The organism is Aliiroseovarius subalbicans (genome assembly GCF_022678625.1).
Lineage (GTDB): Bacteria > Pseudomonadota > Alphaproteobacteria > Rhodobacterales > Rhodobacteraceae > Aliiroseovarius_A > Aliiroseovarius_A subalbicans.
In genome coordinates, this window is record NZ_JALBYQ010000001.1 from 1,446,387 (window position 1) to 1,469,998 (window position 23,612).

Annotated in this window: 21 protein-coding genes; 8 read left to right on the forward strand and 13 right to left on the reverse strand. The window is 62.9% G+C overall.

The features are described 5' to 3' along the window. Window positions 1-27: 27 nt before the first annotated feature. The 4 genes from MN188_RS07280 to MN188_RS07295 form a co-directional block, all read right to left on the reverse strand. On the reverse strand, window positions 28-636 hold the full coding sequence (locus MN188_RS07280; protein ID WP_242107067.1) for a Hint domain-containing protein: 609 nt from the start codon (window positions 634-636) through the stop codon (window positions 28-30). Window positions 637-878: 242 nt separating this feature from the next. Further along, the gene (locus tag MN188_RS07285) at window positions 879-1,589 is read right to left on the reverse strand and encodes a Hint domain-containing protein (RefSeq protein ID WP_242107074.1); all 711 of its coding nucleotides are present in this window, start codon (window positions 1,587-1,589) and stop codon (window positions 879-881) included. 201 nt (window positions 1,590-1,790) lie between these two features. After that, entirely contained in the window at window positions 1,791-2,438 is a 648-nt protein-coding gene (locus tag MN188_RS07290; RefSeq protein WP_242107076.1) for a sulfotransferase family 2 domain-containing protein, read from the reverse strand. Between the two features lie 51 nt (window positions 2,439-2,489). Further along, complete coding sequence (locus MN188_RS07295; RefSeq protein ID WP_242107078.1) at window positions 2,490-4,118, reverse strand: AMP-binding protein; 1,629 nt, start codon at window positions 4,116-4,118, stop codon at window positions 2,490-2,492. A gap of 88 nt (window positions 4,119-4,206) precedes the next feature. Between MN188_RS07295 and MN188_RS07300 the strand changes: the two genes are divergently transcribed. Continuing rightward, window positions 4,207-5,109 (forward strand): DMT family transporter, encoded by a 903-nt coding sequence (locus MN188_RS07300; protein ID WP_242107080.1) that lies wholly within the window; start codon window positions 4,207-4,209, stop codon window positions 5,107-5,109. A gap of 74 nt (window positions 5,110-5,183) precedes the next feature. Next, window positions 5,184-6,200: a hypothetical protein gene (locus tag MN188_RS07305; protein WP_242107082.1), complete on the forward strand. Its 1,017-nt coding sequence runs from the start codon at window positions 5,184-5,186 to the stop codon at window positions 6,198-6,200. Between the two features lie 58 nt (window positions 6,201-6,258). Here MN188_RS07305 and MN188_RS07310 read toward each other — a convergent pair whose 3' ends face one another. The 5 genes from MN188_RS07310 to cdd form a co-directional block, all read right to left on the reverse strand. Next, window positions 6,259-7,632, reverse strand: a complete 1,374-nt coding sequence (locus MN188_RS07310; RefSeq protein ID WP_242107084.1) for an SPOR domain-containing protein — start codon at window positions 7,630-7,632, stop codon at window positions 6,259-6,261. Between the two features lie 155 nt (window positions 7,633-7,787). Continuing rightward, window positions 7,788-8,420 carry a uracil phosphoribosyltransferase gene (gene upp, locus MN188_RS07315; protein WP_242107086.1) on the reverse strand — a complete coding sequence of 211 codons (633 nt, stop codon included), beginning with the start codon at window positions 8,418-8,420 and terminating at the stop codon, window positions 7,788-7,790. Then, on the reverse strand, window positions 8,413-9,390 hold the full coding sequence (locus MN188_RS07320; RefSeq protein WP_242107088.1) for an adenosine deaminase: 978 nt from the start codon (window positions 9,388-9,390) through the stop codon (window positions 8,413-8,415). The genes upp and MN188_RS07320 overlap by 8 nt, the downstream gene beginning before the upstream one ends. 11 nt (window positions 9,391-9,401) lie before the next feature. Then, window positions 9,402-10,613, reverse strand: coding sequence for a phosphopentomutase (locus MN188_RS07325; protein WP_242107090.1), 1,212 nt, complete (start codon window positions 10,611-10,613; stop codon window positions 9,402-9,404). After that, window positions 10,610-11,023, reverse strand: a complete 414-nt coding sequence (gene cdd, locus MN188_RS07330) for a cytidine deaminase (RefSeq protein WP_420838966.1) — start codon at window positions 11,021-11,023, stop codon at window positions 10,610-10,612. Before cdd ends, MN188_RS07325 begins: the two co-directional genes overlap by 4 nt. Before the next feature lie 140 nt (window positions 11,024-11,163). On the opposite strand from cdd, the gene MN188_RS07335 reads away from it, so the two are divergent. From MN188_RS07335 to MN188_RS07350, 4 genes are all read left to right on the forward strand, one after another. Further along, window positions 11,164-13,437, forward strand: a complete 2,274-nt coding sequence (locus MN188_RS07335) for an NADP-dependent malic enzyme (protein WP_242107093.1) — start codon at window positions 11,164-11,166, stop codon at window positions 13,435-13,437. Between the two features lie 237 nt (window positions 13,438-13,674). Beyond that, the gene (locus MN188_RS07340) at window positions 13,675-15,567 is read left to right on the forward strand and encodes a propionyl-CoA synthetase (RefSeq protein ID WP_242107095.1); all 1,893 of its coding nucleotides are present in this window, start codon (window positions 13,675-13,677) and stop codon (window positions 15,565-15,567) included. Between the two features lie 138 nt (window positions 15,568-15,705). Further along, a complete protein-coding gene (locus tag MN188_RS07345; protein WP_242107097.1) occupies window positions 15,706-17,061 on the forward strand; it encodes a sigma-54-dependent transcriptional regulator in 1,356 nt (451 codons plus the stop codon). Between the two features lie 71 nt (window positions 17,062-17,132). Beyond that, window positions 17,133-18,371 carry a hydroxymethylglutaryl-CoA reductase, degradative gene (locus tag MN188_RS07350; RefSeq protein WP_242107099.1) on the forward strand — a complete coding sequence of 413 codons (1,239 nt, stop codon included), beginning with the start codon at window positions 17,133-17,135 and terminating at the stop codon, window positions 18,369-18,371. Between the two features lie 59 nt (window positions 18,372-18,430). Here MN188_RS07350 and MN188_RS07355 read toward each other — a convergent pair whose 3' ends face one another. Next, window positions 18,431-19,192, reverse strand: coding sequence for an NAD kinase (locus MN188_RS07355; RefSeq protein ID WP_242107101.1), 762 nt, complete (start codon window positions 19,190-19,192; stop codon window positions 18,431-18,433). Window positions 19,193-19,360: 168 nt separating this feature from the next. Here MN188_RS07355 and glyA point away from each other — a divergent pair, with 168 nt between their 5' ends. Continuing rightward, complete coding sequence (gene glyA / locus MN188_RS07360) at window positions 19,361-20,653, forward strand: serine hydroxymethyltransferase (RefSeq protein ID WP_242107103.1); 1,293 nt, start codon at window positions 19,361-19,363, stop codon at window positions 20,651-20,653. Window positions 20,654-20,720: 67 nt separating this feature from the next. Here the strand turns inward: glyA and MN188_RS07365 are convergent, their stop codons facing one another. Continuing rightward, complete coding sequence (locus MN188_RS07365; protein ID WP_242107105.1) at window positions 20,721-21,083, reverse strand: hypothetical protein; 363 nt, start codon at window positions 21,081-21,083, stop codon at window positions 20,721-20,723. Between the two features lie 73 nt (window positions 21,084-21,156). Here MN188_RS07365 and MN188_RS07370 point away from each other — a divergent pair, with 73 nt between their 5' ends. After that, on the forward strand, window positions 21,157-21,915 hold the full coding sequence (locus MN188_RS07370) for an alpha/beta fold hydrolase (protein ID WP_242107107.1): 759 nt from the start codon (window positions 21,157-21,159) through the stop codon (window positions 21,913-21,915). Between the two features lie 52 nt (window positions 21,916-21,967). Here MN188_RS07370 and MN188_RS07375 read toward each other — a convergent pair whose 3' ends face one another. Continuing rightward, window positions 21,968-22,279: an ETC complex I subunit gene (locus MN188_RS07375; protein WP_242107109.1), complete on the reverse strand. Its 312-nt coding sequence runs from the start codon at window positions 22,277-22,279 to the stop codon at window positions 21,968-21,970. Between the two features lie 426 nt (window positions 22,280-22,705). Continuing rightward, complete coding sequence (locus tag MN188_RS07380; protein WP_242107111.1) at window positions 22,706-23,527, reverse strand: alpha/beta fold hydrolase; 822 nt, start codon at window positions 23,525-23,527, stop codon at window positions 22,706-22,708. Window positions 23,528-23,612 lie beyond the last annotated feature (85 nt).

Consider the following 23,612-nt stretch of genomic DNA (forward strand, 5'->3'; position numbering starts at 1 on the left):
TGTCCTCCTGACAGACTGATGTGTCGATCAGGCCGCCTGTGCGAACGGGTTGCCGTGGGACATGATCCCCATCAGCGCCCGCGCCTGCTCCATCCCCAGAACAGTGAAGAATTTCGACGTGGTGCTTTGCGCCTGCATTTGGCCGGTGGCCGGGCAGTGCAAAAGTGCCCCGGTGTTGCCGTAAACGATTTCTTCGTCGTCAAAGCCCAGCGTCACAATCTCGACGCGTTCCTGCCCCTGTTGCCGGGTGATGCCACGATAGCCTTCCAGCGCCAGCGCCGGCAGCAGGACCAGCGGCGAGCCGAACGCCTCTTCGGCAATGTCAGCCTCCAGCATCACGTGCTGGCCGGGCATCAGAACCATCTCGGCGCAATTGTCCAGCGCACCGCCGGGCACCAGCAGCGACTGGGTCGGCGTCATGTCTTCACGTTGCACATCAATGATTTGGCGCAATCCGCCGTCCAGCGTATAGACCGCGTCACCGCGCATCAGGCTTTCCACCGGGCGCCAGCCGCTGGCGGCTTCGACGCGGGTGCCGGCCACCAGACCGGCCCGGCCACGGGCAGTGGAGGACAGCAGAATGTCCAGGTCAACGGGGCTGGCGGCGGCGAAAGCTTTGTCGGTTTGCATGAACATGGTGTATCTCCTGAAGGTCGTTTGAACCGGCCCGATCTGGGCGATGACCTAAGGAAGCCCCCGAATTCTGCCACGATTTCGCCCGAATTTGGGCCACTTTGTGGCATCATTTCGACAACCGCCCCAATCCTGACAGGAATGCGGCAATTTGATGGTCAGGCGGAAACAGTCGTTAACCCCCTGTCAACCATACCCCGCCCCAGACCGTGATTGTCCCTGGTCTGGGGCGTCTGATTCGCGCGTCACGCCACGTGGAATCGTGTCATTGCGGGGCTGTGCGAGGGCTGAAACGGCGCAGCCGCGGCATCATCGAGCGCCATCCACTCGACCAAAGTGCAGGCTTGATCCCGCTCCAACACCCGATACGGAACCGGCGCATAGCCCTGTGTCATGAAGTCGACACTCGCAACTCCTGCGATCGCTGCGGGGCACAGGATCAACGCACCACCCTCGGCGAACACCACTTGGTCTGCTTCGAAATGAAGCGTCACCACGTCAAAGGCCTGCCACGGACGCTGCCTCTCGATGCCGCGAAACCCGATCAACGCCTCGGCTGGAACCAGGGTGAAGGGATCGTCGAACAGGTCCTCACCCGCGTCGCTTTCGATCATCACGTTCTGTTCTGGTAGAACGAACATGCGGCGAGCATTGCCCAGCGCGCCTGCCGGCACGTCGATCGGCAGCATGTGGTCGGGGCAGTCCGCGCATTCGGTCCAATAAGCACCGCGCGTCACGGCGGTGACCGGCTGCAAGCCATTGTCGAAGGTCATCACATGGTCGCCCACGGTGATCGCTTCGACCGGGCGCCAACCCATCTGGGTGCCGACATGGGTGCCGGCGGCAAAGCCGTGCAGATTGACCGGCGCCTGATATGCCATGCCCCCACGCCAGGCTCCGCCCGGCTCGGCCATCAATTTCGGTGTCTCTGGATTCTTTTTGCGCAGACCAAACATGTCTTCATCCCCCACATTCAAATTCCGGGTGGCAGCCCGGATATTCACAGCTGGGTGGCAGCCCATTGCTCTGAATTGATTCAAATTTGAGTGATTCCCACGACAGGAGTGGGACGCGAAAATGGCGTTAATGGGGCATTGTCGCCAATGCTTCTCAAATTCAGGGACGGGGCAAGGATTGTTCGCTGGGCGCAGCGTTTTTCAGAAGGAATAGCCGAAACGCGTTATGTCCGGGGCGCATAGTTGGCCGACAAGCGTTGCATCCGCTTCACTATAATACGCCCGGTAATCCGCACCGCGGTCCGAGGCATTGATCCGCTGCAACGGGGTTACGCGAAAGCCAAGATGCGCTTCAAGCGGCGCAAGGTCCCTGTCCACATGCTCCAACCGCACAAACAAATCACAGCGTTCCACCCCGCCCGCGTCAGTGACATAACGGGTGAAAGGTGCAGCCTGCTGTGCCACCATTGTCTGCGGATGGCTCAGAAAGGCGCTGAAGGTGAGCTGTTTTGCCAGGCCCACGGCAGGGTGGTCGAAATTCTGCCCTCGTAGCCAGTGGTAGTAGCTGACCAGCCGGTCCCAGGGATTACGCACCAGGGTGAAGACGAAGAACGCGTCAATCTCGTCCTGATCCACCAGGCCATAGATGTCGGTCAGCATTGAATGCTTCCACAACCGTCCTGCGCTTTGCACATCCTTCACCCGACCCCGCCGGCGCACGGCCTTGGGCGTGTCACCGATCAGGATGTCGTCCTTCATGGCGCGGTTTTCCAACGCCAGCGCCAGCGACGTGCCCCCGGTCTTGGGCGCATGGACAAAGATATAGCGGCGACCGCGCGAAATGATCATGACCGCACCCTAGCCGCTGACGCAGAAATCTTTCAAAGGTTTCTGATCCCGTCAGCCACCTTTCACCAGCTTGCGAAGTTCGAACTTCTGGATCTTGCCGGTCGAGGTCTTGGGCAGCTCGGTGAACACCACCTGTTTTGGCGTCTTGAACCCCGCCAGACGCTCCCGCACGAAGGCGATCAGTTCAGCCTCGTCGACTTTGGCGTCGTCCTTCAGCTCGACAAAGGCACAGGGCACTTCGCCCCATTTGTCATCCGGCTTGGCCACGACCGCGCACAAAGACACGGCCGGGTGGTGCATCAGCACGCCTTCGACCTCGACCGAGGACACGTTTTCGCCGCCCGAAATAATAATGTCCTTCGCCCGGTCGGTGATCTTGATGTAGCCATCAGGCAGTTGCACCGCGATGTCGCCGGAATGGAAATAGCCGCCCGAAAAGGCCTCGTCGGTCGCCTCGGGGTTCTTCAGATAGCCCTTCATCACCGAATTGCCACGGATCATGATCTCGCCCACGGCCTCCCCGTCCATCGGCACCTGCGCCATATGTTCGTCCATCACCGTGATATGTTCCATCATCGGCATGGCAATCCCGGTGCGCGCCTTGATCACGGCCTTTTCATCCTGGCTCAGCCCGTCCCATTCGGGGGCGTTCCACAAGGTTTCGGTCACGTGACCATAGGTCTCGGTCAGGCCATAAACCTGCGTCACGTTGAAGCCCAGAGGCTCGATCGCCGCCAGGGTGGCCGCGGCGGGCGGGGCACCGGCGGTGAAGACCTCGACCACATGGTCGAAGTCGCGCCGTACGTCATCCGCCGCATTGATGATCGTGTTCAACACGATCGGCGCGCCGCCGAAATGGGTCACGCCCTCATCCGCGATCGCGTCATAGATCGCCTTGGCGGTCACATCGCGGCAGCAAATAATCGTGCCGCCCAAAAGCGGCATCATCCACGTATGGTTCCAGTTGTTGCAGTGAAACAGCGGCACGATGGTCAGGTAGATCGGGTAAAGTCCCATGTTCCAGCTGACCGGCGTGCCCATCGTCATCAGGTATGCGCCGCGGTGATGATAGACCACGCCCTTGGGCCGCCCGGTCGTGCCGGAGGTATAATTCAGCGCGAGGCTTTCCCATTCGTCCCGCGGCATCACCCAGTCGAACCGGGCGTCGCCACCGGCGATGAAATCTTCATATTCCGTGTGACGCCCAGTGGCGGGAAAGCCCGCCTCGGGGGCCGCAACCTCGATCACCATGGGCGCAGGGCCGTCCATTCGTTTGATCGCAGCTTCCGCCAGGCCCAGGAATTGGGTATCGACCAGAACCGCCTTGGCCCCGCCATGGTCAAAAATATACGCCACCGTATCGGCATCCAGCCGGATGTTGATCGTATTCAGAACGCCACCACAGGCGGGGATGCCGAAGCTTGTCTCGACATGAGCCAGGCTGTTGGGCAAAAGCGTCGCCACCACGTCGCCGGGCGCAACACCTGCCGCCGCCAACGCCGAGGCCAGCTGCGACACCCGCGCGTGATACTGGGCATAGCTCAGACGCCGGTCGCCCTGCACCACCGCCGTGCGTCCGGGAAAAACCGCCGCCGCGCGGCGCAGGTGTGACAGGGGTGTGAGCGGCACGAAATTCGCGGCTCGCTTGTCCAATCCGGTTTCGTCTGCCATCCAGCCCATCGTCGTCCCCCTTGGTTGCGGCATGTCGTTTTGAGAACAGACCGCATTCGCAGCCCCATGGTCAATGTCAAAAAACACCGGAGCCCCGATGCCTCACGACCGACCCATTGCCGCCGCTGGCGCGGTCTTTGCCGCGATGTTCCTTCTGGGGCTCATCGACAATACGGTCGTGGTCATCGCCCGCGACCTGGGGTTGTGGCAATTCCACTTCATGCGCGCGGTCATCGTGGTGGGGCTTATGGGCGGCATGTCGGCCCTGGGTCTGATCCACCTGCGGCCAAATCGCCGCTGGGCGGTGGCGCTGCGCGGCGGGCTCGCGGGCTTTTCGATGCTGATCTATTTCGGCTGCCTGGCCTTCATGCCAATTGGACAGGTCGCAGCGGGGCTGTTCACCGCCCCGATCTGGGTCATGCTGATCGGCGCCCTGTTCCTGGGCCAACCCATCGGCCTCACCCGTCTGATTGCGGCCCTGGTGGGCTTTGCCGGTGTGCTTTTGGTGCTGAACCCATTTGCGGACGGGCTGGATCCCGTCGCCGTCATTCCAGTCACTGCGGGCTTTTTCTATGCCATCGGCGGCATCGCGACGCGCGAATGGTGCCATGGGGAAAGCACTTTTTCGATGCTGCTTTACTTCTTCTTGTCGCTGGGATTGTTTGGCCTGATTGGAACGACTGCCCTGACGCTCTTCCCGCAAGATGCACCCTTGGGTCCCGAGGGCTTCATCCTGCGCGCCCTAGTCTGGCCCACGCCACTCGCGATGGGCTTGACGCTTTTGCAGGCGGGCGGCTCGATGATCGCCATGGGGCTGATCTTTCGCGGCTATCAACTGGGCGAGGCAAGCCAGGTCGCAATCTTCGAATACTCGATGCTGATTTTCGCGGCGGGCTGGAGCTTTTCCCTGTTCGGCACCACGCTTGAGGCGCGCGCAGCACTTGGCATGGTTCTGATTATCGCCTCAGGCATCCTGATCGCAATCCGTTCCCGACGCTGAAACCTGCGGCGGTGAGTTGCCCGTCCCCGCCCCCTGCGCTATCGTGTCCGTAAAAGAACGAACCCGAGCAGCAGATGACGGCCCTCACAAATTATGACCGGCTGGAAAGTCCCGGCCTCTACCGTGCCTCGGCCGAGGATCAACGCCGCAATGTCATCGTGTCGGTGGGCGAAGCGACACTGACCATCACCGACACCCACGAACACCCGCTGATCCACTGGTCCCTGCCCGCAATCCGGCGCCTGAACCCGGGCACCCGCCCGGCCCTGTTTGCCCCCGGAAAAGACAGCGAAGAAGAGCTGGAGCTGGACGACGCCACCATGATCGACGCGATCGAGAAGGTGCGCAACGTCATCGCCAAACGCCAACCGCGTCCGGGCCGCTTGCGCCATGTGCTGACAGGCGGGCTGGTCGCAGCCGTTCTGGCCGCGGGCGTGTTCTGGCTGCCCGGCGCGCTGACACGCTATACCGCTACCGTGGTGCCCGCCCCGACCCGCGCCGCCGTCGGGCAACTGCTGTTGGACCGTTTCGCCCGCGTGGCCGGGAAACGCTGCGCCGAACCGCGCGGCACGGCGTCCCTTGCCCGACTCGGCATGCGCGTTCTTGGTCCTGGCGCTGCGCAGATCGTTGTGCTGCCCAGCGGTGTTGCGCAGGCAGGCCATCTGCCCGGTGGCATCATCCTTCTGAACCGCGCGCTGGTCGAAGATTACGAAGAACCGGACGTGGCAGGCGGCTTCATCCTTGCCGAAGCCCTGCGCGCCGCACTGCATGATCCGATGGAGGACCTGCTGACCCAGGCCGGGCTGCTGTCGACCTTGCGGCTTCTGACCTCTGGCAAGGTGCCGGACGAGGCGCTGGATACCTATGCCGAAACGCTTCTGACCACACCGCCCACCGCCCTCCCCCAACCCGCGCTTCTGGCCGGGTTCGAGGCCACTCGTCTGCGCGCGACACCTTACGCCTATGCGCTGGATCAGACCGGCGAAACCACCCTGGGATTGATCGAGGCCGACCCAGTGCCGGTCGAAGACGCCACGCCGCTGCTGGACGACGGCGACTGGATCAGTCTTCAGGGCATCTGTGGCGAGTAGGAAGGCATGAAAAAGCCCCGCACGATGGCGGGGCTTTTCCTGTCAGAAACGTCTGAGCTTATTTCACGAAGAACGCGTCGGAAAAGCCAGCGCGGCGAACTTTTGTCAGTGCCGCCTGCAATTCCGCCTGGCGACTGAATGGCCCTGCCAACACGACCTTGAGCGCTTTGCCACCCCGTGTGATCGACCCCATCCGCACCGGAAGACCCAAGCTCGCAAGGCGCTGCGCAGTGCGCTGTGCGTTGGCCGGGTTACCGAAGCTGGCCGCCTGCACGAAACGATGGCTGGCCCCGACCGAGACCGACGCTCGCGTCGCCGCAGGTTTGGTCGCAGGCTTGCGTGCCGCGCTTTTGGTCGACAGCACCGCCGCTTGTTGCGCTGCCATCGACGTATGCGGATACTGCAGATCGGGGAACAGCCGGTTTACCACGCGCCCAGTGTTTTTATCCACCAGCTGGCGCGGCACGGTGCGGGTCCAGATCAGGTCCATTTGCGCGGTGCCCTGCGCCGTGCGCGGGCCGCGGTTCGGGTTCAGACGGTCATCGTCCCAGGCGGCGCGATACCCCTCCGGCACCGTGGCCGAGGATGTCACCCGCGCAGCCGTCGGGGCCGCTTGCGCCGCACCGCGTGTGCCTTGCTGCGCCACCCACGTTGCGGGCGACTGAGTCAGGACGAGGCGGGTGCGCATGCCATTGCTCTGCTCGATGATCCGCACGATCTGTTCTTGCGACCCACATGTGATACGCGCCCGCTTACCGCCACCTAGATTGACCAGAGTGGGGCCGCCGTTGGGATTGCAGGCAGCATGGATCGTCTGGGTCTGGACCTGCGCGGTCGACCCGGTCGCGACACGGGGCGTCGCGCGTGCCGGGCTGACCGCGACTGGGGCGTCGACGTCAGATCGAGTCGCGCTGAACACGGTCGGTGCAGGGGTTGGGCTGGGTGAGGACGTCGTGACCGCCACGCGCGGCTTGGTCACCGCAGGTTTGGGTGCCGGTGCTATGGTTTGGGTGGACCTGAATACGGTCGGGGCGGGCGCCGGGCTGGGCGTGGCCGTCAGTGCCCCAGGTGTTGTCGCGGCTGCCGTGGTCGTGGTCGTGGGGACGGTCGGCGCAACAGGCGTCGGCGCCGGAGGCACCACGACAGGGGTGGTTGCCTGGTGGCTAAACGTCGGAGCCAACCCGCAAATCACCTTGCGGTTCGACCCTACTCGCGGCACCCAGTTCACCGTCCCACCAAGACCTGCGCGCACATAGGCGCAGCCCCGACTGTCGACATAGGTGTTTCCGGTATACCCAGCGGGCGGCAGTTCCTTGGGCTGGGCGGCCTGCGCCAAGGTCAGCGCCTGCGCACCAGTCGTGCTCAACGAAAGTGAAATGACGACAGTGGCTGCGGTGACGGACAGCGCCATTGCTCTGAGTACATGCCTCATGCTCTGATTACCTGCATAATGTGCCCCCACACAAAATATTGTGTAAGAATGCAGGAGGATGCCTAGCAAGTAAAGATCAAAACCCGCACGAAGCGCAGCTTTGTCCACGCTTTCTCAACAATGCTCAACGCCCAATGAAGCGCCGTTTGACCCGGCTATTTCGTACCGAACATCCGGTCGCCCGCGTCACCCAAGCCCGGCACGATATAGCCGTTCTCGTTTAACTTCTCATCCAGCGCCGCGGTGATAATCGGCACATCCGGGTGCGCCTCTTTCATCCGCGCGACCCCTTCGGGGGCGGCCAGAAGGCACAGGAAACGGATATTCGTCGCCCCTGCTTGCTTCAAAAGATCAATCGCGGCGGCCGAGCTGTTGCCCGTCGCCAGCATTGGATCGACAGCAATTACCAGCCGATCGCCCAGGTCCTCGGGTACCTTGAAGTAATATTGCACCGGCTTCAGCGTTTCTTCGTCGCGATACAAACCGACGAACCCGACCCGCGCCAGTGGAATCAGCTCCAGTATCCCATCCAAAAGCCCGTTGCCCGCGCGCAGGATCGACACCAGCGCCAGCTTTTTGCCTGCCAGAACCGGCGTGTCCATTTTCTGAATCGGCGTCTCGATTTCTTGCGTTATCATCGGCAACTCGCGGGTCACCTCATAGGCCAGCAACTGGCTGATTTCACGGAGCAATTGGCGAAAAACTGCGCTTTGCGTACCCTTCTCGCGCATCAGGCTCAGCTTGTGCTGCACCAGGGGGTGATCGACAATTGTCAGGTGGTCATACATTGGGTTTCTCCAACTTTTCGCGCAAGCGTGCGCGGGTTTTCTCATCGCAGAAGGCCGCATCAGCTGCGGCCCTGTTCAGATCGGCGAAATCCTCTTCTTGCCACCCGAATGTCTGCGCCAGCATCTCATATTCCTGCACCATGTCGGTGCGGAAAAATGGCGGATCGTCGGTGGAAACGGTGACCGAAACCCCGGCTTCGCGCAAACGCGCGATCGGATGCGCCTCCCAGCTGGGCATCGCGCCCAGAAAGACATTCGAGCCAGGGCAAACCTCCAACACGATCCCCGCGGCGGCCAGATGGGCGACCAAGGCCGGATCCTCGATTGCCCGCACACCGTGGCCGATACGTTCGACATGCAGGTGGTCGATCGCCGCGCGCACCTCGTCCGGCCCGGACCATTCGCCTGCATGGGCGGTCAGACGCAGCCCGGCCTCGCGCGCCATGTCGAACGCATAGGTGAAATCGGACAGGTGGCCGGATTTCTCATCGCCCGCGATACCGAAGCCGACAATCCAGTCACCCGCCGTTTCCTGCGCACAGGCGGCTGTTTTGCGCGCAGCATCTGCGCCGAAATGGCGGATCGCGGTGATCACGCCGCGCAGGATGATGCCGTGCTCGGCCTCGGCCTCATCGGCGCCCTCGCGGATCGCGTGCAGATACTCCTGCCACGCTGCCCCGTCACGACCGCCGCAGAAATCCGGCGACAGGAAGGTTTCGCTGTAAACTACGCCATTGGCCGCGCTTTCGGCCAGCACCGCCTTGGTCAGGCGTTTGAACTCCTCCGGCCCGGTCAGGGTGGTGCAGGCTGTTTCGTAAACCTCGAGAAAGTGCCAGAAATCTCGGTAAGCATAGCCCCCGTCCGGGGTGAAAATGTTCGAAATGTCCAAGTTCTTCTCATCCGCCAGATCGCGGATGAACGCCGGCGGCGCGCCCCCTTCCAGGTGCAGATGCAGCTCAACTTTTGGCATGTCACGCAAGGTCACAGTAACGCCCTCCCCGCGCCACGCGCGTCCAAACCCAGATGTGCAGCGACGCTGGCGCCGATGTCGGAAAAGCCGCACAGGCCAATTTCGCCCGCGCCCAGCCCGTGGAACAGCACCGGCACCCGTTCGCGGGTGTGATCGGTGCCGACCCAGCTTGGGTCGTTGCCGTGATCGGCGGTGAACCCGATCAGGTCGCCCGGCCGCGCCTTGGCGAATATCCGCGGCAGCTGCGTATCGAACCATTCCAGAGCGCGTGCATAGCCCGCCACATCACGCCGGTGGCCATACCTGGCGTCGAACTCGACGAAATTGGCAAACACCAGGTCCCCGTTGGCGGTTTCGTCCATCAGGTCCAGCAGATGCTCCATCAGGTCGGCGTCCGTGCCCTTGCGCACCTCGTCGATGCCCTGGTGGGCGAAAATGTCGCCGATCTTTCCTACCGCGTGAACCTTGCGCCCCGCCGCCTGGGCCCAGTCGCACAGGGTCGGCGCGGGCGGTTTCATCGCGAAATCGCGCCGGTTGGTGGTGCGGGTGAACCCGGTTTCTGCATCGCCCACGAACGGGCGTGCAATGACCCGCCCGACGCGCATCTTGTGCACGATCGGCGCCACAGCGCGGCAGAGGTCCAACAACCGCTCAAGCCCGAACGTCTCTTCATGCGCCGCGATCTGAAGCACGGAATCCGCCGAGGTATAGACGATCGGCAGGCCTGTGCGCATGTGCTCGGCGCCCAACTCCTCCAAGATGACAGTGCCCGAGGAATGCTTGTCGCCCAGGATCGCTTCGACCCCGGCCGCGTCACAGATCGCCTGCGTCACCTGCGCCGGAAAGGACGGACAAGTATTTGGAAAGTAGTGCCAATCCCAGGGCACGGGCACGCCCGCAATCTCCCAATGGCCCGAAGGTGTGTCCTTTCCGGGGCTGATTTCCTGGGCTGCGCCCCACAGGCCCATGGGGGACGCAGACAAGCCTGGCGCGGTCTCGCCACTCGCCAATTCAAGCGCCTTGCCAAGGCCCAGCGCGTCCAGATGCGGCATGACCAACGCACCACTGCGCCCATCCTCGGCCTCACCCGCAGCGCAGGCTTGGGCGATGTGCAACAAGGTGTTGGCGCCGGTGTCCGGCACATCACCGTTGAAAAAACGGTCCGCGTCCGGGGCGCCGCCGATGCCGACGCTGTCCATCACGATCAGAATGGCTCGGGTCATGTGCGCTCCATGTGTTCGACGCCGAAGGCGCCGGGCAACAGGTCGGACATCGTCATCACAAGTTTCGCGCCGTCGGTGGTCATCATCGTCACCTCAACTTCGCCCGCGCAAAACTCGGCCAGCTTCTGGCGGCAGCCACCACAGGGGGTGACCGGCGTGGGCGCGTCCGCGATGACCACGACCTCGGTGATGTCGCGCTCACCCGCCGCTGCCATCGCGGCGATCGCACCGGCCTCGGCGCAGGTGCCCTCGGGATAGGCGACGTTTTCGACATTGCAGCCAGAGAACACTGCGCCAGAGGCTGTGCGCAACGCCGCGCCCACCTTGAAATTCGAATAGGGCGCATGTGCGTTTTCACGCACCCGACGCGCCGCTTCCTGAAGGGACATGACAGCCTCCGGTTTGACCATTTGGTCCACCGTCGCAATCCCGCGCGCTGGATGCAAGGGCAATCAGGCGCGACAGCGGGGCTTGAAGCGTGTATGTGTTGTCGTGTATGCCGCGACGCAACAATATAGTTTAACCTTGAACTATTAATTCGGAGGCCGCCATGAGCGACGACACACCGACGCAGAAACCCGCCCTGCGATATCATGAGTTTCCGAAACCCGGAAAGCTGGAGATACGCGCAACCAAGCCGATGGCGAACGGACGCGACCTGGCGCTGGCTTATTCCCCCGGCGTGGCCGAGGCCTGTATGGAAATCAAGGCTAACCCGTCGGACGCCAGTCGCTACACGGCACGCGGCAATCTGGTCGCTGTCGTCACCAATGGCACGGCTGTATTGGGCCTTGGGAACATTGGCGCCTTGGCGTCAAAACCGGTGATGGAGGGCAAGGCTGTCTTGTTCAAAAAATTCGCCAACATCGATTGTTTTGACATCGAGCTGGACGAAAAGGACCCCGAAAAGCTGGCGGACATCATCTGCGCGATGGAGCCGAGCTTCGGCGCGATCAACCTGGAAGACATCAAGGCGCCGGATTGTTTTATCGTTGAACAAATTTGCCGCGAGCGCATGGGCATTCCCGTTTTTCACGACGATCAGCACGGCACGGCAATCGTCGTCGGCGCCGCTGCGACCAACGCGCTTGAGGTCACAGGGCGCAGTTTCGCCGATCTCAAGGTCGTGTCGACCGGGGGTGGTGCTGCGGGCATTGCCTGCCTCAACATGCTGCTGAAACTGGGTGTGAAGCGCGAAAATGTCTGGCTCTGCGATATCAAGGGATTGGTCTATGAGGGACGCGAAGTCGAGATGACGCCGCAAAAGGCTGCCTATGCGCAAGGCAGCACCGCCGCCACACTGGACGAGGTGATCGAGGGCGCCGACTTGTTCCTGGGCCTGTCCGGCCCGGGCGTTCTGAAACCCGAAATGGTTGCGAAAATGGCCCCGCGCCCAATCGTTTTTGCCTTGGCGAACCCGACGCCCGAGATCATGCCCGATGAGGTTCGCAAGGTCGCACCGGACGCGATCATCGCCACTGGCCGCTCGGATTTTCCCAATCAAGTCAACAACGTGCTGTGTTTTCCGTTCATCTTCCGTGGCGCGCTGGACGTTGGCGCGACCGAGATCAACGACCAGATGCAACTGGGCTGCATTGAAGGCATCGCCGCCCTGGCCCGCGCCACGACCAGCGCCGAGGCCGCCGCCGCCTATAAGGGCGAGCAGCTGACCTTCGGGGCGGATTACCTGATCCCCAAGCCGTTCGATCCGCGCCTGATGGGCGTGGTGGCAAGCGCGGTGGCCAAGGCGGCGATGGAAAGCGGCGTGGCGACCCGACCGCTGGACGACATGGAGGCGTATAAAGAAAAGTTGGACGGATCTGTCTTCAAATCCGCCCTGATCATGCGCCCGGTGTTTGCCGCCGCGGCCCAGGCCGAACGACGGATCGTTTTTGCCGAAGGCGAGGACGAGCGCGTGTTGCGCGCCTCCAATGCAATGCTGGAGGAGACCACTGACAAACCGATCCTGATCGGTCGCCCCGACGTGATCGAGAAACGCTGTGAGCGTGCCGGCCTGTCGATGCGGCCCGGGGTGGATTTCGACATCGTGAACCCTGAGCGCGACGATCGCTATCGCGACTATTGGCAGACCTATCACAAGATCATGGCGCGGCGTGGCATCACGCCAAACCTGGCCAAGGCGATCATGCGCACCAACACCACCGCAATTGGCGCGATCATGGTTCAGCGTGGCGACGCGGATTCGTTGATCTGTGGCACCTTCGGGCAATACCAATGGCACCTGAACTATGTAAATCAGGTGCTGGGTACGCCTGACCTGCACCCGGTCGGCGCGCTTAGCCTGATGATCCTGGAAGACGGGCCACTGTTCATCGCCGACACCCATGTGCACCCGGAGCCCAGCCCGACCCAGATCGCGGAGTCCATCTGTGCCGCCGCGCGCCATGTGCGCCGCTTCGGGGTCGAACCGAAAGTGGCGGTCTGCTCCTATTCCCAATTCGGCAACCACGCCTGCGATAGCGGCATGCGCGCCCGTGGCGCGATGGAGCTGCTGGACGCCGCCCCGCGCGATTTCGCCTATGAGGGCGAGATGCATGTAGATGCCGCTCTGGACGATGCCGTGCGCCGCCACATTTTCCCCGAGGCGCGCTTCGACGGCCCCGCCAACGTGCTGATCTTTCCGAACGCCGATGCGGCGTCGGCGGTGCGCAACATCCTCAAGGCCAAGGGGCTGGGGCTGGAGGTCGGGCCAATCCTGATGGGCATGGGCAACCGCGCCCATATCGTGACGCCCTCGATCACCGCGCGGGGCCTTCTGAACATGTCGGCTGTCGCCGGCACGCCGGTGGCACATTACGGCTGAGCCCACAACCGAATCCCGCGAGAGAGCTTTTGCAACCGAGGCTTTGCAGTTTTGCAAATTCGCGCGCTTTTCCCGCAAAGCCGCATATTTCCCGGTGCTTTGCAAAACTTTGCAGGCGCTAACAGGGCAAGGTTGCAAATTATCCGCGGCTTTCTGCCCCCTGCCCCTCCATGACGCTTGCCCCAGCGTTCACCGCTTCGTAACACCTAGGCAACAGTTTTGAGGAGGATGTGCATCATGGGATACAAAGACGTCTACGCCGCGTGGCAGGCAGACCCCGAAGCGTTCTGGATGGAGGCCGCAAGCGCCATCGACTGGGACCAGAAACCCACCAAGGCTTTGTTCGACGAAAACGCGCCGCTGTACGAATGGTTCTCGGACGGCATGGTCAACACCTGCTGGAACGCGGTGGACCGCCACGTGGAAGGCGGCCGCGCCGATCAGGTTGCGATCATCTATGACAGCCCGATCACCGGGCGGCAGGACAAGATCACCTATGCCCAGCTGAAGGACAAGGTCGCAAGCGTGGCGGGCGCTCTGGCCGAAAAGGGTGTCACCAAAGGCGACCGCGTCATCATTTATATGCCGATGGTGGCCGAAGCGCTGATCGCGATGCTGGCTGTGACCCGGATCGGCGCTGTGCATTCGGTGGTATTCGGTGGCTTTGCCGCGAACGAGCTGGCTGTGCGCATCGACGACGCCACCCCTAAGGCGATCATCGCTGGGTCCTGCGGGATCGAGCCGGGGCGCGTTGTCGCTTATAAACCGCTGCTGGACGGCGCGATCGAACTGGCCAAGCATAAGCCCGACTTCACCGTCATCTTCCAGCGCGACGAAGCGCGCGCCGACATGATCGAGGGCCGCGATTTCGACTGGAACGAGATGCAGGAGGGTGTGACCCCCGCCGAGTGTGTGCCGGTCGAGGGCAACCACCCCGCCTATATCCTTTACACCTCCGGCACGACCGGCGCGCCCAAGGGTGTCATCCGCCACACCGGCGGCCATCTGGTCGCGCTGAACTGGACGATGAAGAACCTTTACAACGTCGACCCCGGTGACGTGTTCTGGGCCGCGTCCGACGTGGGCTGGGTCGTGGGACACTCCTATATCACCTATGGGCCGCTGGTGCATGGCAACACCACCATCGTGTTCGAAGGCAAGCCCGTGGGTACGCCTGACGCCGGCACCTTCTGGCGCGTGATTTCCGAGCACAATGTGAAAAGCTTTTTCACTGCCCCCACCGCCTTTCGCGCCGTGAAGCGCGAAGACCCCAAGGGCGAGTTCGTGAAGAAATACGACCTGTCCTGCCTGGATCAGGTCTATCTGGCCGGTGAGCGCGCCGACCCCGATACGATCGTCTGGGCGCAGGATCAGCTGAACGTGCCGGTGATCGACCACTGGTGGCAGACCGAAACCGGATACGCCATCGCCGCCAACCCACTGGGGATCGAAGAGCTGCCGGTAAAGCTGGGCTCGCCCGCCGTGCCGATGCCCGGCTATCAGGTCGATATCCTGGACGAAGGCGGCCACCCGGCCCCGGCCGGCGATATGGGCGCCATCGCGGTCAAGCTGCCGCTGCCGCCGGGCACGCTGCCCAACCTGTGGAACGCAGAGGAACGCTATCTCAAATCCTACCTGACCACCTTCCCCGGTTACTATGAAACCGGCGATGCGGGCTACAAGGACGAAGACGGCTATCTTTACATCATGGCGCGCACCGATGACGTGATCAACGTCGCGGGCCACCGCCTGTCCACCGGCGGGATGGAAGAGGTCCTGGCCTCGCACCCCGATGTCGCGGAATGCGCGGTAATTGGCGTGACCGATCAGCTCAAGGGCCAGCTGCCGCTTGGCATGGTCTGCCTGAACGCAGGGTCTGGCCGGGAAGACGCCGATGTCGTGGCCGAATGCGTGAAGCTGGTGCGCGAAAAAATCGGACCGGTCGCGGCGTTCAAACTGTGCGTCGTGGTCGACCGCCTGCCGAAAACCCGCTCGGGCAAGATTCTGCGCGGCACGATGGTTTCGATCGCCGACGGCAAGGACTTCAAGATGCCCGCGACGATTGATGATCCCGCCATCCTGGACGAAATCCGCGAGGCACTTGAGGGTCTGGGTTACTCCAAAACCTGATCCATCCGCCAAAAATGGCCGAAATCCACCCTCGGGACATCTTGGGGGTGGATTTTTTTGGAAACTTCGAGAGATTAAGAGTTACTCAACCTCTGCGGTCAAAACTGCACCCGTAGGGGCGCGTGTGAGGTAAGGCAGTTGGACAGCGAACCAGCACAGGTACAGACTGCGCACCTGCATGGGAACACACCGCACCCCGCAGGGCCGCTGGCGCTTGTCATTGGCGCGGAGGAACACGCCGTGATGTTCCCGGACGACCCGTTCCACCGTCACGGGTGCCGGATTCTGCGTGCCGGGGATCTGGCTGAGGCGCATGAGGCGTTCAAACATCACGCGCCCGCCCTGGTTTTCCTGCCGCTCAAGCTGGGCAGTGAACCGGTGCTGGCGTGTCTGAAATCCTGCCTCGAACATGCGCCGGACACCACCGTGATTGTGGTCGCAGACAACTCCCAGATCAATGTTGCAGCGGATGCGATGCGAATCGGCGCCTTCGACTGCCTGTTCACACCGTTCAGCCACAACCGTCTGACCTCCACCGTGGAAGCGGCAACGCGCCAGGCCTTGTCGCGGGGGGCCGTCCCGGATCGCGCGCCGTCACACACGCCCCCACGCCACGGCTTGATCGGTGCGCACCCGTCGATGGCGCAGGTCATAGCCACGCTGGACGCCGTGGCCCACAGCCGCGCCAGCGTGTTCATCCAGGGTGAAAACGGCACCGGGAAAGAGCTTTTGGCAAAGGCAATCCACGCCGCCTCGCCCCGCCGTGACAAGACCTTCCTGCCAGTCGATTGCGCCGCCCTCACCGCTGACGACCTCAACCAGGATTTGTTCGCAAAAGCCGATGGTGGCACGCTGTTTCTGGACGAGATTTCCCAACTGTCGCCGCAGGTCCAGTCCCGCCTATTGCGGCTGTTGCATGACGACCCTGGCGCCGCCCGGTCGAATACAGGCCCCGATATTCGCGTTATCAGCGCCACCTGTCGCGATCCCGAAGATGAAATGCGCCGCGGTACCCTGCGCGAAGACCTGTTCTATCGCCTGCATGTGGCCCCGATCACCATGCCCCCGTTGCGTGCACGCGGCGCTGACGTGATCGCGATTGCCGAGGCAAAGCTGGCCCAGCTGAGCCTGAACGAAAGTCGTCGTTTCACCGGCTTCACCGCCCCGGCGGCGCGGGCCCTTCAGGCCTATCGCTGGCCGGGAAATGTGCGCCAGCTGATCAACGTGATCTGGAACGTGGTGCTGACCCATGATGCTGAGTTGGTGGAGGACTGGATGTTACCCGAAGCTGTGCGCGCGCCGCGCAGCCCCGCTGCGGCCCCCAGCGGGCTGCAACTGGACGGGCGCACCCTGGCCGAAATTGAGCGTGACGTGATCGAGCAGGCCATTCGCGACCACGGCGGATCGATCCCACGCGCGGCGCGGGCTTTGGACCTGTCCCCGTCGACGATCTACCGCAAGCGCGAGAGCTGGGGCAAACCCGACAAAGGGTGACCCGCGCCCGCCCCGCCTCTTGACCGGGTCGCGCGTCCCTGCTTCCTTTCGCAAAAAAAGCGAGGGATGCCATGACCACTTCACGCCTACCCGGGTTTCACAACCTGACCCGCCACCAACGGCTGGACAGGGTCGCGCAGGTCTGTGGCCTGGATGACCCGACCCGCGACATGCTGCGAGGGGCCAGCATGGCGCAAGGCGACCTGGCCGACAACCTGTCGGAAAACGTGATTGGCGTGATGGCCGTGCCACTGGGCGTCGCCACGAACCTGATTGTCGACGGTGAGGACGTTCTTGTGCCGATGGCCAGCGAAGAAAGCAGCGTGATTGCCGCCGTATGCAACGGCGCGCTTGCCTGCCGCGACACGGGCGGGGTGCGTACGCAGGCCGACGCGCCCTGCATGATCGCGCAGGTGCAGATCACCGGGCTGGACGACCCGATCCGCGCCCGTGACCAGCTTCTCGCAAAACGCGCCGAGATCGCGGCGCTGTGCGATGCCTGCGACCCGGAGCTGGTGCGCCTTGGCGGCGGCTTTCGCGATCTCGACCCACGCGTGTTGGAAGCCATGCTGGTGCTACACCTGATCGTGGACGTGCGCGACGCGATGGGGGCAAATGCGGTGAATACGATGGCCGAAACCTTGGCGCCGCATGTCGAGGCATGGACAGGTGGCAAGGTGGGGCTTCGCATCCTGTCGAACCTGGCAGACAGGCGTCTGGTGCGCGCCCGTGCCACCTGGCCCGCGCATGTGATCGGGGCCGACACCGTGCCTGGCATGCTGAACGCTTCTGCCTTCGCCGCCGCGGACCCCTACCGCGCTGCCACCCACAACAAGGGTATCATGAACGGCGTGGACGCGGTGGCGCTGGCCACCGGCAACGACAGCCGTGCGATCGAGGCTGGCGCCCACGCCTTCGCCGCGCAAGGGGGCTATGGCCCGCTGACCCGGTGGTGGGAGGACGAGGCGGGGGATCTGGTGGGCGAAATTGAACTGCCCATGCCGGTGGGCATTGTTGGCGGCGCGACCCGCGCTCATCCTACGGCACAGGCCGCGCTGAAGATTATCGGCGCCACAACCGCCGATCGGTTGGCCCGGGTGATGGCGGCGGTGGGTCTGGTACAGAACTTTTCTGCGATGCGCGCGCTGTCAACCGAGGGTATTCAACGCGGACACATGTCCCTGCACGCCCGAAACGTGGCGATCGCGGCAGGCGCGGTGGGCGATGAGATCGACAGGATCGCAGGCGAACTGGTGGCGCGCGGTGAGGTCCGCGAGGATTTAGCGCGCGATCTTCTTGCCCAGCGGTGACGTCCCGATTTCTTTCAACGAAATCGAACCGGAGTTTTTGAAAAATTCCGGCGCCCAGCTCAAACGAATTGTTCGCGGATTAGACGTTCTTCAAGCCCATGCCCCGGATCAAACAGAATACGGTGCTGGATCGCGTCATTTGACCGAATTTCAACCGCCACCACATCGCGCACCGACCGGCTGTCGGCATCCGCCATCACCGGGCGTTTGTCCGCTTGCAACACGTCAAAGCGCACCACGGCGGCTTTCGGCAGCAGGGCCCCACGCCAACGCCGGGGGCGAAACGCGCTCATCGCCGTCAGGGCCAGAACGTCGGACCCGATCGGCAGGATCGGTCCGTGTGCGGAGTAGTTGTAAGCGGTGGACCCCGCCGGTGTGGCCACCAGCGCGCCGTCGCACACCAATTCATCCAGCCGCACCCGTCCATCAACGCTGATCTGTAGTTTCGCGGCTTGGGGGCCTGCGCGCAGCAGCGACACCTCGTTGATCGCCAGCGCTTCGAACACCGATCCGTCGGTGCATTCCGCCCGCATCGCCAGAGGGTTGATCACCTCTTCCTCGGCAGCGATCAAGCGTTCGATCAGCCCATCGGCGACATATTCGTTCATCAGGAACCCGACCGTGCCGCAATTCATCCCGTAAACCGGCGCTGGCAATTCCTGGGTCGTGTGCAGCACATGCAGCATGAAGCCATCGCCGCCCAGCGCCACGATCACATCCGCGGCCTCAGGCGCGACGTTGTCATAACGCGTGGACAATTCGGCCAGTGCAGCACTGGCAATCTCGGTCTCGCTCGCAAGGAACGCAATCTTTCGGCTCATGGCTCATGTTTCCTGTCGGGCATCCTGTTTCCGAAACAACCACATGTTTCCACGAAGCGCCAGAGATGCCGCGTCTTTCTGGCACAAGGTCGCATTCCGGGCTTTGCCACCGGGGAAGTTTCCGATAGGAAATCTCGCAAACTGACCCCTGATCCAAGGAAACCGCGCATGACCACCACTCGTGACCCCGGCTTTTTCACCGAATCCCTTGCCACCCGTGACCCTGAGCTGTTCGGCTCAATCACCGATGAACTGGGCCGCCAGCGCGACGAGATCGAGCTGATCGCGTCGGAAAACATCGTTTCGGCCGCCGTGATGGAGGCCCAGGGCTCGGTCCTGACCAACAAATACGCCGAAGGTTACCCCGGTCGCCGCTACTATGGCGGGTGCCAGTTCGTCGACGTGGCTGAACAGCTGGCCATCGATCGCGCCAAGCAACTGTTCGGGTGTAATTTCGTGAATGTGCAGCCCAATTCCGGCAGCCAGGCCAACCAGGGTGCCTTCATGGCGATGATCCAGCCTGGTGACACGATCCTGGGCATGAACCTGGCCTCGGGCGGGCACCTGACCCATGGGGCTGCCCCAAACCAATCGGGCAAATGGTTCAACGCGGTGCAATACGGCGTGCGTGAGGACAACAACCTGATCGACTATGACCAGGTGCAGGCGCTCGCAACCGAACATCAGCCCAAGCTGATCATCGCTGGTGGCTCAGCCATCCCGCGTCAGATCGACTTTGCCAAGTTCCGCGCCATTGCCGACAGCGTCGGCGCCTTCCTGATGGTCGACATGGCCCACTTTGCGGGTCTGGTGGCGGCAGGCGAACACCCCTCGCCGTTCCCCTATGCAGACGTGGCCACCACCACGACGCACAAGACCCTGCGCGGCCCGCGTGGTGGCATGATCCTGACCAATGACGAAGCACTGTCGAAAAAGATCAACTCGGCGATTTTCCCCGGCCTTCAGGGTGGGCCGCTGATGCATGTCATCGCCGCCAAGGCCGTGGCCTTTGGCGAAGCGCTGCGCCCCGAGTTCAAGTCCTATCAGAAGCAGGTGCGTGCCAACGCTGTGGCGCTGGCCGATCAGTTGATGAAGGGGGGCCTGGACATCGTGACCGGCGGCACCGACACCCACGTGATGCTGGTGGACCTTCGCCCGAAAGGCGTGAAGGGCAACGCGACCGAAAAGGCCCTGGGTCGCGCCCACATCACCACCAACAAGAACGGCATCCCGTTTGACCCGGAAAAGCCGATGGTCACCTCGGGCATCCGCCTGGGCACCCCGGCGGGCACCACCCGTGGTTTTGATGAGGCCGATTTCCGTCAGATCGCCGACATGATCGTCGAGGTCGTGGACGGTCTGGCCGCCAATGGCGAAGAGGGCAACGGCGCGGTGGAAGAGGCAGTGAAGGCCAAGGTGGCCGCGCTGTGTGCGCGCTACCCGATGTATCCGAACCTCTGATCCACAGCGGACAATCTAAACAAATCAAGGCCTCGGCGCTCTATGCGTCGGGGCCTTTTTCGTGTCGTTACAGAAACCCGCGCCAGACCAGCACCGCCAGAACCAGCACCACCACGACGATCAGGTTGAAGGCATTTCCCGCCAGCCAGTTCAGCGCGATGGCGCGGCGCCGGTCCCAGGGGTTGATCCCGTGCAGATAGCGCTCGATCTCGTCACAGGCCCGGTCGATCCGCTTGGGGTCCTGCTGGCGTGACAGCTTCGGGTGCGGTTCGACTTTCATCGCCTCGATCACCAAAGCCGCATCGGCCCGCAAATACCGGGGCAACAACCGCCCGGCCCGCGCCACCTTGGCCTCGAACCCGGTGCCGTGCAGGTCAAGTTTTTGCTCCAAAAGATGCGCCAGGCGATCGGCGCGGGCGTGAAGGTCCATGCGGTTCTCCGTTTCCCAACAATCCTAGCGTCGGGGGCTTTCGCGCTCAACACCCAGCGGCTATGTCAGGGGCATGTTGGACATGCAGACCTTTGGCGAGGACACCCGCCACCCGCCCATCCTGATCGTACACGGCCTGTATGGCTCGGGCCGCAACTGGGGCGTGATCGCCAAGCGTCTGTCTGATACCCGCCGAGTGGTGACCGTCGACATGCGCAACCACGGCGCCAGCGGGTGGGAGGCGACCCACAATTACCACGACCTTGCTTCAGACCTTGGCAAAGTGGTCGATAAGATCGGCGGTCCCGCGGACGTAATCGGCCATTCGATGGGCGGCAAGGGTGCGATGATGCTGGCGCTGGATGCGCCAGAGAAGGTGCGCCGCCTGCTGGTCGCCGACATCGCGCCGGTCAGCTATAGCCATACCCAGGTACACCTGATCCACGCGATGCGCAGTCTGGACCTGTCCGGGATCAACACCCGCAGTGACGCGGACGCAGCATTGGCAGCGGCGATCCCCGAACGCGATGTGCGTGCCTTCCTGCTGCAATCGCTGGATGTGGCAGGCAAATGCTGGCGGCTGAACCTGGACGTGCTGGAGCGCGACATGGAACTGATCATCGGCTTTCCGCCCGTGTTCGGTCGGTTCGACGGCCCGGCGCTGTTTCTGGCGGGCGCCACGTCCGATTACGTGCAGCCCGAACACCGCCCGATCATCAAACGCCTGTTTCCCCAGGCGCGCCAGGCCAAGATCCCCGGTGCGGGCCATTGGTTGCACGCTGAAAAACCGCGCGAATTCGAAGCCGCCGCGCGCGCTTTCCTGAACGCCTGACACGAAAAAAAGCGGCCCGATCGGACCGCCCTGACGGTCATTTAAGTCCGGTTTAGTGGGTCCAGACACCGCGCCGGTTGGTGGCGAAGTTTTCACCATAACCGCCCGCACGAATGTTGGGCTTGCGCTTGTGCGGCTCGGTCACGGTCGCCTTGATCCCATGCGTTTCAGCATAGGCCAAGGCGGCCTCTTTGCTGTCAAACTGCAGCTTGACCTGGCTTTGGGTGTCACCTGAGCTGGTCCAACCCATCAAGGGGTCGATCTCGCGTGCTTCATCGGCGGCGTATTCCAGAAGCCAGACACGCGTTTTTCCCAGTCCCGAGGACATGGCGTTGCGGGCGGGCTGATAGATACGGGCGCGCATGGGCAGACTCCTTGAATTCCTGCCTCGTCTTATCGGCAAAACACGCACCAATCGCAAGGGCGAATGCGCAAATGGGGGTTTCGGAGAGGGTAGAGCAGGAGCCAGGTTGACTGCCGGTCACTGGCGAGGGAGCGAGGGGTGGGGTGGGTGTTCGCCAGGACCGGCAGTCATTTCTGCTGCTTGCCCTTGAACGCTAGCGCAGGAGGAGGGGGCCGTGCAAGAAGAAAATACCCTTTAGGTTGTTTTTAAATTAAAAGTATTCTCCTTAAAGTGGTAAGGCTTTGTTAACTATTTGAAACGGGCCAACGGAGCTAAGCGCGCCGGAAGCGGCCACCTTTTGCCATCACGCGAAAAGCCCAATCCAAAAGCTTTCTCTTCAAAGATAGACGCAGACCCAGCGCGGCTCAACTCGCTGGATTTGTGGGGTCAGAAACCAAGGCGGGCCAGGGCCTCATCTACCAGCGCAGCACTCACCCCGGCAGCCTCGATCGGCAGCAGATGACCGAACCGCGCATCCTCCAGCGTCACGATATCCGGGCGCAGTCGCTGTAATTCGTGCCACAGCGGATCGGGAAAGAAATACGACGCCCGCCCGCGGATCACTGCCACCGGGATGTCCAGCGTCTCAATGTCCGCCAGAACCGCCTCGCCGTGAAAGAAATTGTGCGCCTCCCAGGCCTTGGGAAAAGCCAGCCGAACCCCAGCCCCGTCTGGCACAACGCCATGCGCAGCGACGGCCTGCCAGGCCAGTTCGTCAAACCGACGATAGGCCGGATGCGCCTGCAAGTCGGCCAGATACGCCGCCACATTGTCCCAGCGATCGCGCCGGTCACGCGCCGCGCGCACTGGTTTCACGTACCGCCCGGCCCACTTCGGAAGCACCCGCGACAGTCGCACAAGATGCGGCGACACGATGGCCGGTTCAATCAGCACCAGCGCGCGAAACAGCCCGGGATCGGCCTTTTGCGCCAGAACCATCGAGCACGCCCCTTGCGAATGCCCGATACCCAGCACAGCGCCCTGCCCTTGGCCCCGGATCGCCTGGGCCAGATCAGCGCCATAACGCGCCCAGCCGTCCCGCCCAGTCGGCCCCCCTGCCCCTGGCCAACAGGCCCGGTTGTGCAGCCCGCAAAGCGCCATGCGGCTGGACAGCTGCGCCATCAGAGGCTCGTAAAACCCCAGCGGGAAGCCGTTGCCGCCGTAAAACCACGCCGGGTCGCCATTGTCGGGCCAAGTCCAGATTTGCATGCCACATATGCTGACAGCCCCTGACAGGATCGGCCAGTGTGACGCAGCGGCAGCCCCTTGCGCCGGAACAAAAAGTGATCATCTT